The sequence below is a fragment of the Thalassolituus sp. UBA2590 genome, from assembly GCF_002339775.1.
GTDB lineage: Bacteria > Pseudomonadota > Gammaproteobacteria > Pseudomonadales > Oceanobacteraceae > Thalassolituus.
In genome coordinates this window covers 1-10,421 of sequence record NZ_DDKU01000098.1, presented here as the reverse complement: position 1 = coordinate 10,421, position 10,421 = coordinate 1, and the positions used below count along the sequence as shown (strand labels likewise).

Below are 10,421 nucleotides of genomic sequence, written 5' to 3'. Positions count from 1 at the left end.
CCAACCTTTACCGGCCATTTCAGGGCCACCGATGATCCAGTCAACGGGGATAAATACATCTTCGCCATTAATCGGCCCATTCATGAATGGTGCACCGGGGTAGTGACGACGACCGATTTCAACGCCTTCGTGATCAGCCGGAATCAGGGCACAGGTAATACCATAATCCTGGGTATCCGGATCACCCAGCAGGCCGTCCGGATCACGCAGCTTAAATGCCAGGCCAATTACCGTTGCCACCGGCGCAAGTGTAATCCAGCGTTTGGCAAAGTTGAGGCGAATACCAAGTACTTCTTTACCGTCATGCTCGCCCTTACAAACGATACCCAGATCGGGGATCGCACCTGCGTCAGATCCTACTTCCGGGCCTGTCAGACCAAAGCATGGAATCTCGGTGCCTTTGGCAAGTCCGGGCAACCAGCGCTTTTTCTGCTCGTCAGTACCGTATTTTGCAAGCAGTTCGCCTGGGCCGAGTGAATTGGGAACCATCGCCGTTACGGCACCCGTGATGGAGCGGGATGCGATTTTGCTCATGATGCGGCTTTGAGCATACGGTGAGAAGTGCTTACCGCCGTACTCTTCTGGAATGATCAGGCTGAAGAAGCCTTTGTCTTTCAGAAACTGCCAGGCCTCTGGTGGCAGATCTTTGCGGTAGTGATGGATTTCCCACTCATCCAACATGCCGCAGAGCTCTTCAACTTCGTTGTCGATAAACGACTGCTCTTTCTTGGTGAGTGTCGGCATGGTGATCGAAGAGAATTTCTCCCAATCAGGCTTCCCCTGAAACAGGTCAGCGTCCCACCACGTTGTGCCAGCTTCCAGAGCCTCGCTCTCGGTCTGGCTCATCTGGGGCATGACGCCTGAAATGGTTTTGTAGGCCGATTTTGTCAGTACGGCCCTGCGCAGCTGCGGCACGTTCAGCACAGCCAGAACGCCTGCGAGCAGCACCAGAGTGACAGGGTGAACCATGGCTGGTGTGATCAAGCCAGTGGTTAACCAGACGGCAGTGAATATCGCAGAGCCGATTAACAGCCCCGGGTTGAAATACATGACTGCGGCGAATGCCACTAAGACGCTGAGGAGGGTAATAAGAAACATCCCGATCTCCGAAAGTTGATATCAATACAAAACCTATACAAGAATTAATTTAATGTAAAGGATTGTGTTGATTGACAAGTTAATCTGGCACAGACATGTTCATCCGCCCCGATTCACTGCAGGCTCGCACTGCAATAGTTATAGGTACGACGGTATGGATAAGATGGAGTTCACTTCTGAAGAGAAGGCGCAGATGGTACAAAAGGTGAAAATGTACTTCCGCGAGGAGCTGGATCAGGAATTGGGTGGCTTTCAGGCGGAGTTTCTGATTGATTTCTTCGCAGAAGAAATGGGTGGTTTTTTCTATAACCGGGGGCTGTACGATGCAGAAACCGTTATGTCTGAAAAACTTCGCGATATCTCAGATGAGTTGATGCAGTTGGAGAAAGCTGTCCGGTGAGCAGAGCAGCCTCAGTAGTTAACAAACCAGTATTTATCCCAGGCCATAAGCACTTTTTCGGGATATTTGGTTTTACCCAGACTGCCGTTGTAGCGAGCAAGGGCGCGAATCAGGTTCCCTTTTTCGCGGTCAAGATAATGTTTGAGGATCGTACATCCGTAGCGCAGATTTGTGCGTGTATCCATGAGATTGTCTTCAGTTCTGCCGAGCTCATTCTTCCAGAACGGCATCACCTGCATATATCCCTGGGCTCCGACATAGCTCAGGGCAAAGCGGTCGAACGCACTTTCAACCTGAATAACAGAGAGAACCAGCTCAGGCTGTAGACCGGCTCTGGTTGCCTCCTGGTGCACCATGCGCAGTAAATCAAGGCGGATCTTGTCGTCGCGCATGTTCCGGTAACGCTTCAGTCGGCCTGACATGTCCATCAGCCAGACCTGAGCATCGAACTGGTCACCAAAGGAATCGGAAGCATTGACGGCTTCCATCAGGGCTGATCTTAACTCCGGGTCAGGGTCAGCACTGGTCATCGCTGCAGAGGGAAGTGCCAGCAGCATCAGTACAGTAATACCGCACCAGAGCAATCGGGAGCGGTATTTACGGCAGGCGTACTGGCAGGGGATCATCCGAGTTTGATCCGCTCTTTCAGAACATTGAGCACGTTGTCAGCTGCGATCTCTTCTTTTTCCTCGGCACTGCGGTGCTTGTACTCCAGGGCACCGGCTTCGAGACCACGATCACTGATTACTACCCGGTGAGGAATACCCATCAGCTCCATGTCAGCAAACTTCACACCCGGGCTGGTCTTTTTATCGCGGTCATCCATATACACTTCAAAACCGGCTTCGGTCAGCTCGTTATAAAGCTTCTCAGCCGCTTCTTTTACGGCCTCAGACTTGTGCATGTTCATCGGCACAATGCCCACATGGAAAGGAGCGATAGCGTCTGGCCAGATGATGCCGTTGTCGTCGTTGTTTTGTTCAATCGCGGCGGCAACAACCCGGCTCACACCGATACCATAGCAACCCATCATCATGACGCGATCTTTGCCGTTTTCATCCAGTACAGTCGCCTTTAGCGCCTCGGAGTATTTCGTACCCAGCTGGAAGATGTGTCCCACTTCGATACCGCGTTTGATATCGAGCGTACCCTTGCCACACGGGCTTGGGTCGCCAGCAACGACATTGCGGAGGTCGGCGACCGTACCTTCTTCAACGTCCCGGCCCCAGTTTGCGCCTGTAAAGTGCGCATCGGTTTCGTTTGCGCCGCATACAAAATCCGCCATGTGTGCGGCAGACCTGTCTACATAAACGCGGGCTGAGAGACCGCGAGGGCCTGTGAAACCAGCAACGCCGCCGATTTTCTGGACTTCATCTGCGCTGGCAAACTGCAGCGGGCTGAGAACGCCCGGAAGTTTTTCGGCTTTGATCTCATTCAGCTGATGATCACCACGGAGGAAGAGCACCACTGGCTCACCGGCTTCGCCTTCTTCTGCGTCTTCCGCTTCGCTGGTACCGCGCACGACGATGGCTTTCAGCACATCACTGGTGGCAACGTTTAGCAAAGCGGCGACGTCTTCGATGCTCGTGACGTCTGGGGTTGATACTTTCTCAAGTTCTTTCGATGCAGCGGGACGTTCGCCAGCAGGAGCAAGTGCTTCAGCCAGCTCAACGTTTGCTGCGTAGTCAGAGCTGTCAGAGAAGGCGATGTCGTCTTCACCGGACTCTGCCAGTACGTGAAATTCGTGCGATGACGCACCGCCAATGGAACCCGTGTCAGCCAATACGGGACGGAAATCGAGGCCAAGGCGGTTGAAAATGCGGCTGTAAGCTTCGTGCATTCGCTCGTAAGTTTCCTGCAGGCTTTCTTCGTTGGCGTGGAAGGAATAGCCATCTTTCATCGTAAACTCGCGCGCGCGCATGACACCAAAGCGAGGGCGGGTCTCATCGCGGAACTTGGTCTGAATCTGATACAGGTTCATCGGTAATTGCTTGTAGCTGCTGAGGTTATTACGAGCGATGTCTGTGACCACTTCTTCAGCGGTCGGGCCGTAGCAGAACTCCCGGTTATGGCGGTCTTTGAGGCGCATCAGCTCACCGCCGTACTGGTACCAACGGCCAGATTCTTCCCACAGCTCAGCTGGCTGGACCGTAGGCATCAGAATCTCTTGTGCGCCAGCACGGTCCATTTCTTCCCGAACGATATTTTCGACTTTGCGTAAGGTGCGAAGGCCCAGCGGCATCCAGGTATAGAGGCCTGCAGCCAGTTTGCGGATCATGCCGGAGCGGAGCATCAGCTTATGGCTGACAACAACCGCATCAGCTGGGGTTTCTTTTTCGGTCGCAATAAGAAATTGAGTAGCGCGCATAGAGACAGTAGGCCATCGGGTCATTAATTAGTGCACGTATTCTAAAGCATGTACCGCTCCTGTATAAGCCCTTTAGTAAGTCCGTTTGCATCGGAGCCGCCGTAAAGGCTGATCACGACCAAGCCTTTAGTCGGACTGTCATGTATGACTTTCTATTGTATGATTTGTGAACAGAATCATGAAAGACTGAGTATTTCGCCTGATTCACAAGTGCGGCCGTTGTGTCATTCTGCGTCTGTGAGATAATCCAATAAACACGGACGTGTATAAGAAGACGTTGGAAACCCGGAGAGATCATTGTTGAATAATGAACCAGAGATCGCCGAACTCCCCACAGCTGAAGCGTGCATTCGCAATCAGCGCCCGATACTGGACGTACTAGGCAAGTACGCCCCAAAAAATGCCTTCATCCTCGAAGTGGGAAGTGGCACAGGCCAGCACGCTGCGTACATGACCGCCAACCTGCCAGGAATCCGCTGGCAACCTACCGAATTGAAAGAGCGTCTTGAAGATATCCGTCAATGGCGTAAGCATGCCGCACAGAAAGGTTTTCTTGATCCACTCGAACTCAATGTCGAGCAGGATATCTGGCCTGCGCGAGACGCCGATGTGGTCTTCAGTGCGAACGTTGTGCATTTTGTTAGTTGGCCGGAAGTCGAAAAGATGTTCCGGGGTATCAGCCGGGTGCTGAAAGCAGGTGGCCTGCTGCTTTTATATGGTCCGTACAATTATGACGGCCAATACACCAGTCAGGGCAATGTCGATCTGGATCAGTGGCTACGGGAGAGAAATCCCGATAGCGGAATCAAAGACTTTGAACAGATCCTGCTTCTTGCTCGTCAGTTCCATCTGTATCTCAGAGCAGATGAGGAAATGCCTGCCAATAACCGAACCCTGGTGTTCCAGAAAGCCGAAACCGGCGAGTGATTCAGCCTTTATGACTAAACACCTCGAAACCTGTCCGTGGGCGCAGGGCGAACTCTACGTTGAGTATCACGATACAGAGTGGGGCAACCCCTGTTACGATGATCACCGTCTTTTTGAAAAGCTCTGCCTTGAAGGCCAGCAGGCCGGATTGAGCTGGATAACCGTTCTGAAGAAACGACCAAACTACCGGCAGCGTTTTTATAACTTCGATCCCGCTCTGGTCGCTGCAATGACGGACGACGAGATTGAAGATTGCCTGCTCGACGCCGGTCTTATCAGGCATAGTGGCAAGCTTGAAGCCATCCGTAAAAATGCTCGTGCCTGGGTTGCAGCTGAAAAGGACGGAATCAACTGGAGCGAGTGGCTATGGTCGTTTGTCGGCGGGTCGCCCGTCATAAATCGCTACGCAGAATTGAAAGATTGCCCGGCTCAGACTGAAGAGTCAAAAGCGATGAGCAAGGCACTGAAAAAACTTGGCTTCGGCTTTGTCGGCCCGACGACCTGTTACGCTTTTATGCAGAGTATGGGCATGGTGAACGATCATCTGACCAGTTGCCCCTTGCATCCTGATAACGCCTGATGCTTAGTCGCTTGTCTGCGACTCATTTCTCTTACCGGAGATGATCAAGGCGCTGACCCCTCTTGGTCTGTGAAGTTCAAGTCTGTCCCTACGCCTTTTTCATCGATGATTCGACAGGTAGGCAAATATCCATGTCTTGGCCGGGCGTCGTCCGTTGAAGAAACGGAATTTCTGAAGCAACCAGGCTCGGGGTTTTGAGTCTCTTTTCCATTGCAGAGGAACTGACTGGTGTATGAAGACTCAGACAGTGCGATGGGTTACGACAGGGTAATAATGGTGAACAGAGAGAATAAAATGATAGATGCTGTGTTCAGATTTGTGTCGCGTCTGTGTGTTGCTTTTGTGGCGTCAGTTCTAATGTTTTCTCAACTTAGTGCTGCCGAAGGTTCTCCCTGGTCCTGGGGCGTTGGTGTGGTTGGTTCCGAGGATGTCTATCGCGACTTTAATAGCCGGGTCATACCTGTTCCTCTGATCATTTATCGTGGTGATCGACTTAACCTCTATGGTCCGTACGCAACTTATGATGTGTATCGCCCGGGGGACGTCACTGCGTCTCTGATATTAAGCCCGGTGTTTGCTGGCTACAGCGAAGGCGATAGCCCTGTCTTTGATGGAATGGATGACCGAGGTTACTCTATGGCTGGAGGCGTGGGCGTTGCCTATCGTCCCGGACAATGGCATTTCAGCGTCAATGCCATTCACGACCTGCTTGGCGTTTACTCTGGGTATGAAACTGCGGCCCGGGCATCATACGTAATACCTGCCGGCTCGGTATTTGTAGAACCCGGTATCGGTGTTGAGTATCAGAGCAGAGATTATGTCGATTATTACTACGGTGTAACAGAAGCAGAGGCTCGTTCCTGGCGTCCTGCCTATGCACCCGCAGGGTCCACTAACCCAGAAATCAGTATTGCCTTTTTCACTCGAAGCCTGGGTGGCGGAACGACCCGACTTCAGCTGACTCATACGACGTATGGCAAAGAAATTTCCAACAGCCCACTTACCGATGCAGAGCAGTCGCTTGGCGTAAATCTCTCATTCGGTCGAATGTTCTGAGAGGTTATACAGTAACAAAAGGCGATACTTCTGGAGGATTGTGCAAGAAACAGATTGTTTCAGACATGTCCTCGTACTCGCTGTACCCTTACACTGTCTATCGAAATCTGATGAAACCCAGACTCTAAGGAGCGCTCATGAAAACTGTTGGTTACGCAGCACACAACTCAGATGCAGAAATGGTTCCGTATCACTTTGAACGTCGTGCACTGCGCGCAAACGATGTTGCGATTGAAATTCTGTTCAGCGGTATCTGTCACTCCGACCTGCACACAGTGAACGGCGACTGGGGGCCTCAGCCTTACCCTCTGGTTCCTGGCCACGAAATCGTCGGGCGTGTCATTGAGGTAGGTTCAGACGTTAAAAACTACAAGGTGGGTGATAACGTTGGCGTAGGCTGCATGGTCGACAGCTGCCAGGAGTGCGACCAGTGCCACGGTCACGAAGAACAGTACTGCCGTGTTGGCATGACCCCAACTTACGGTGCTCCTGATCGTATCGATGGCACGATCACCCAAGGGGGCTACTCGAAGCACATTGTCGTTCGTGAAGAGTTTGTCCTGAGCATTCCGGATACCCTGGATATGTCTAAAGCCGCTCCAATTTTGTGTGCTGGTATCACGACTTTCTCGCCGCTGCGCACCTGGGGTGTAAAAGAAGGGAGCCGAGTTGGTGTGATTGGCCTGGGTGGTCTTGGGCATATGGCAGTGAAGCTCGCCGTCGCCATGGGTGCGGAAGTCACGGTACTCAGCCGCTCAAACAAAAAAGAAGCGGACGCCAAAGAACTGGGTGCGACAGGTATCCTTGCCTCAACCGATAAAGATGCGATGAAAAAGGCGACAGCGTCTTTTGATCTGATTATCGACACTGTACCTGTAAAGCATGATGTGACCGTTTACGCGCCACTGCTCGACATTGACGGCACGCTGGTTATTGTTGGTCAGGTTGGCCCTATGGATGAGTTCATGTCAGTACCTATGATTATGGGACGTCGTCGTGTCGCTGGCTCCCTGATTGGCGGTATCAAAGAAACTCAGGAAGTGCTCGACTTCTGCGGCAAACATAACATTCATCCTGAGTGTAAGATCATTCGCCCGGATGAAGTGAACGACGCCTTTGACGTTATGGCTAAAGGTGATATCTCTCATCGTTATGTGATGGACATGTCGTCACTTGCTGTTGAAGGCTGATTCTCAGCAGCAGTGTGAGAAAAAACACCCCGCTTGTCGGGGTGTTTTTTTTCGCGTCGTGATAATGTGAACAAACACAGAACAGAGATACAAAACATAGAACACAGGAGCTATGACAATGAGTGACCCGAATGAAGAGTATTGGGGGATGCCGGTCAATACCTATTGCACTATGATTCATCTCAGTCAGTTGAGCAGTATTCTTGTTCCTGGGCTGGGTTTGATATTACCCATCGTTATGTGGCTCATGAATAAAGATAAGAATGAGCAGATAGATCGTCATGGTAAGGTGACCGCTAATTGGTTACTGAGCCTGGTAATCTACTCTGTCGTCTGTTTTATCCTATGGATCTTTGTCATTGGTGCATTGGCCTTTTTTGTTCTGGGCATCATGAATCTGGTATTCGCTATCATTGCTGCCGTCAAAGCTAATAACGGCGAGCTTTGGATTTACCCAATGAGCATCACCTTTTTCAAGCCCTGAATAAGTTGGTGTATAAAATGGGGTTGGGATCAACGTGCCAGTTAAATACGGAATAAGAATATGAGCAGCCTGATTGTACCCATGTTTTTTCACCTGACTTGGTGCGTGCTTTTGTATTCACTGCTCACAATAGTAAGAGCCCCAAAGGTCTGGGGCCTTCAATGGTCAGAAAAAGCAACAGTGTTTTGTAAAGGCGTTGAGCCCAGAGTGTCAGCCAATCTGAGTAATCAGTTTGAATGGCCGGTATTTTTCTATATAGCCTGCCTGGCCCTGATGATGAAGGAGCTGGACAGCAACATCGTTTTTATAAGCTTGGCCTGGGTATTTATTCTCGGGCGAGTAATTCACAGTGGCGTTCAGATCCTGACGGACAATGTTCGTCTCAGAGGCCTTGTATTTACCATCAATTTTCTGGCTGTGCTGGCCATGTGGTGCCTACTTCTTTTGACTCTCTGATCCCAGAATTTCGGAATCTCAGGTCAAAAAAAGCCCCAGGCCTTGCGGCGTGGGGCGAGTCCTAAAGTTCGCTTTTCAGCATTGGACCAACAGCTTACTTGGGAATCCGGCTTGCGCCGGTGTGCTCACGCCACGGCTTCACCGTGGGCCTGAACCTGGTTGCGGGCAGCGAACGCCGCCACTTCGCCAACGATTATCAGAGCAGGGCCTGCGCCAGAATATCGCTCAGCTAAAAAAGGCAGATCCATCAGTACACCCGTATGTACTTCCTGATCTGGTAATGTTCCGTTCGCAATCAGAGCGACAGGGGTAGAATCTGAAAGCCCCTCACTCAGCAAGCTTGCGGTAATCATCCCAGCCTGTTTAACGCCCATATAAAATACGCGGGTAGGGCTTTGGCTTTTCTGATACTCACCGAATTGACTATGGCCGCTATCCAGCATCAGAGCATTTCCGTATTGGCGGTGAGTCAGAGGTATTTTGGCGGCGGCGGCACAGCCGCCAGCGGCGGTAATTCCGGGAACAATATCAACTTCGATACCGTGCTTCTGAAGATATTCCAATTCTTCACCACCCCGACCAAAAATAAACGGATCACCACCTTTGAGGCGGACGACGCGGGCATATTTTCGAGCGCTGGTGAGAAGAAGTTTCTGAATATCGACTTGAGTCATCTTGTGCGCGCCGCAGCGTTTCCCGACATGAATCCGTGTGCACTTCTGCGGCAGCATATCGAGGATCTCATCAGAAATAAGACTGTCGTATAGTACAATGTCTGCCTGACTGATCACTCTCATTGCCTTGATCGTCAGCAGCTCAGGATCACCAGGACCACCACCTACGAGCCAGACTTTTCCGGGTTGCTTCTGTGTATTTTTCATTGTCTTACTCCACAGCCTCAGCGGGCTGGTATTTCGCAATAAGAGATTTCAGCTCTGGTATACAGGAGCCGCAGTTCGTGCCGCATTTGAGCTGACTACCCAGTTCATCTGCACTGGTACAGCCATCGGCAATCGCTTTGCTAATGGTATTTTCACCGACCTGAAAACAGGAGCATATGATGGCTCCTTTGTCTTCTACTTTGCCAAGAGGGCGCCCGGCAAGAATGGCTCGGCGGTCTTGAGTCGACAGTTCTTTTTGACCGAATGTGTCGATCAACCACTGTCTACTGCTGAAGTCATAATCCTGATGTATAAAGAGAACCGCTTTGAGTTGGTTACCCTCAACCAGGCACAGGCGATAATGCAGGTTCGCGGGGTCACTGAACATCACCCAGTTATCGGACTCAAACTGGTTTCTGACTGAGCCGATGAATTCAACTGGATCGTTTTTTCCACTAATTTCGTACATGTGGCCAGTATCAGTAACGTTGTAAACCCAGTAATCGGTATCAAGGCTACCCAGGTCTTTATTCGTCAGTAGAAAGCCTTCCCACTCTGTTGGAAATGTGGCCGCTTCAATATCCGTAATCTTAAGTGCTGGCTGACCAGAGACTGGATCATGATCTTTGTTAATCAGAGTACCCATACGAGCTTTGCTGGCGTAGCGACTGGTCCAGTGCATAGGAACAAAAACTTCGCCCTTACGTTGCGCCATATCACTGCGGACATGAGCGCGTACAATAATCTCTCCGAGGTTACTCCAGAGTCTGACCAGCTTGTTGTCCCTGATGCCGAGACGCATCGCATCTTCAGGGTGAAAGTCCGCATAAGGTTCTGCAATATGTCGGGCCAGAACAGGCGCTTTCGCTGTTCTGGTCATTGTGTGCCAGTGGTCACGTACTCGCCCCGTGTTCATGGTCAGACCTGTTTCTGATGTCACCGGTGGCGCTGCAACGACAGGAATGAATTTCGCTTTTCCTG

12 protein-coding genes are annotated in these 10,421 nt (G+C 51.1%); 7 read left to right on the top strand and 5 right to left on the bottom strand.

Features of this window, described 5'->3' with window-relative positions:
- Positions 1-1,098, bottom strand: a 1,098-nt coding sequence (locus B2067_RS09000) for an acyl-CoA dehydrogenase family protein (protein ID WP_301388183.1), incomplete at its 3' end; no start/stop codon positions are given.
- Between the two features lie 154 nt (positions 1,099-1,252).
- Between B2067_RS09000 and B2067_RS08995 the strand changes: the two genes are divergently transcribed.
- On the top strand, positions 1,253-1,498 hold the full coding sequence (locus tag B2067_RS08995; protein WP_068437672.1) for a DUF2164 domain-containing protein: 246 nt from the start codon (positions 1,253-1,255) through the stop codon (positions 1,496-1,498).
- Positions 1,499-1,509: 11 nt separating this feature from the next.
- On the opposite strand, the gene B2067_RS08990 is transcribed toward B2067_RS08995, so the two are convergent.
- Both B2067_RS08990 and B2067_RS08985 read right to left on the bottom strand, forming a co-directional pair.
- Positions 1,510-2,124, bottom strand: coding sequence for a lytic transglycosylase domain-containing protein (locus tag B2067_RS08990; protein ID WP_301388181.1), 615 nt, complete (start codon positions 2,122-2,124; stop codon positions 1,510-1,512).
- Positions 2,121-3,866: a proline--tRNA ligase gene (locus tag B2067_RS08985; RefSeq protein ID WP_301388184.1), complete on the bottom strand. Its 1,746-nt coding sequence runs from the start codon at positions 3,864-3,866 to the stop codon at positions 2,121-2,123. The genes B2067_RS08990 and B2067_RS08985 overlap by 4 nt, the downstream gene beginning before the upstream one ends.
- 297 nt (positions 3,867-4,163) lie before the next feature.
- Between B2067_RS08985 and B2067_RS08980 the strand changes: the two genes are divergently transcribed.
- The 6 genes from B2067_RS08980 (at position 4,164) to B2067_RS16090 (ending at position 8,559) form a co-directional block, all read left to right on the top strand.
- Positions 4,164-4,793, top strand: coding sequence for a DUF938 domain-containing protein (locus B2067_RS08980; protein WP_297532981.1), 630 nt, complete (start codon positions 4,164-4,166; stop codon positions 4,791-4,793).
- Positions 4,794-4,803: 10 nt separating this feature from the next.
- Complete coding sequence (locus tag B2067_RS08975) at positions 4,804-5,373, top strand: DNA-3-methyladenine glycosylase I (protein WP_068437676.1); 570 nt, start codon at positions 4,804-4,806, stop codon at positions 5,371-5,373.
- A gap of 357 nt (positions 5,374-5,730) precedes the next feature.
- Positions 5,731-6,429 carry a MipA/OmpV family protein gene (locus B2067_RS08970; protein WP_301378487.1) on the top strand — a complete coding sequence of 233 codons (699 nt, stop codon included), beginning with the start codon at positions 5,731-5,733 and terminating at the stop codon, positions 6,427-6,429.
- A gap of 137 nt (positions 6,430-6,566) precedes the next feature.
- On the top strand, positions 6,567-7,619 hold the full coding sequence (locus B2067_RS08965; protein WP_297532983.1) for an NAD(P)-dependent alcohol dehydrogenase: 1,053 nt from the start codon (positions 6,567-6,569) through the stop codon (positions 7,617-7,619).
- Between the two features lie 118 nt (positions 7,620-7,737).
- On the top strand, positions 7,738-8,103 hold the full coding sequence (locus tag B2067_RS08960; RefSeq protein ID WP_297532984.1) for a DUF4870 domain-containing protein: 366 nt from the start codon (positions 7,738-7,740) through the stop codon (positions 8,101-8,103).
- 60 nt (positions 8,104-8,163) lie between these two features.
- A complete protein-coding gene (locus B2067_RS16090; RefSeq protein WP_414716533.1) occupies positions 8,164-8,559 on the top strand; it encodes an MAPEG family protein in 396 nt (131 codons plus the stop codon).
- Between the two features lie 125 nt (positions 8,560-8,684).
- On the opposite strand, the gene cobA is transcribed toward B2067_RS16090, so the two are convergent.
- Together cobA and B2067_RS08950 are read right to left on the bottom strand one after the other, a co-directional pair.
- On the bottom strand, positions 8,685-9,440 hold the full coding sequence (gene cobA / locus B2067_RS08955; protein WP_076514676.1) for a uroporphyrinogen-III C-methyltransferase: 756 nt from the start codon (positions 9,438-9,440) through the stop codon (positions 8,685-8,687).
- Between the two features lie 4 nt (positions 9,441-9,444).
- Positions 9,445-10,421: molybdopterin dinucleotide binding domain-containing protein (locus B2067_RS08950; protein WP_301388179.1), on the bottom strand; the 977-nt coding region annotated here is incomplete at its 5' end.

Bases quoted from the DNA above. Each gene is read 5' to 3' on its own strand.
- B2067_RS08995 (WP_068437672.1), top strand. From the start codon at position 1,253: ATGGATAAGATGGAGTTCACTTCTGAAGAGAAGGCGCAGATGGTACAA.
- B2067_RS08990 (WP_301388181.1), bottom strand. From the start codon at position 2,124: ATGATCCCCTGCCAGTACGCCTGCCGTAAATACCGCTCCCGATTGCTC.
- B2067_RS08985 (WP_301388184.1), bottom strand. From the start codon at position 3,866: ATGCGCGCTACTCAATTTCTTATTGCGACCGAAAAAGAAACCCCAGCT.
- B2067_RS08975 (WP_068437676.1), top strand. From the start codon at position 4,804: ATGACTAAACACCTCGAAACCTGTCCGTGGGCGCAGGGCGAACTCTAC.
- B2067_RS08970 (WP_301378487.1), top strand. From the start codon at position 5,731: ATGTTTTCTCAACTTAGTGCTGCCGAAGGTTCTCCCTGGTCCTGGGGC.
- B2067_RS08965 (WP_297532983.1), top strand. From the start codon at position 6,567: ATGAAAACTGTTGGTTACGCAGCACACAACTCAGATGCAGAAATGGTT.
- B2067_RS08960 (WP_297532984.1), top strand. From the start codon at position 7,738: ATGAGTGACCCGAATGAAGAGTATTGGGGGATGCCGGTCAATACCTAT.
- B2067_RS16090 (WP_414716533.1), top strand. From the start codon at position 8,164: ATGAGCAGCCTGATTGTACCCATGTTTTTTCACCTGACTTGGTGCGTG.
- cobA (WP_076514676.1), bottom strand. From the start codon at position 9,440: ATGAAAAATACACAGAAGCAACCCGGAAAAGTCTGGCTCGTAGGTGGT.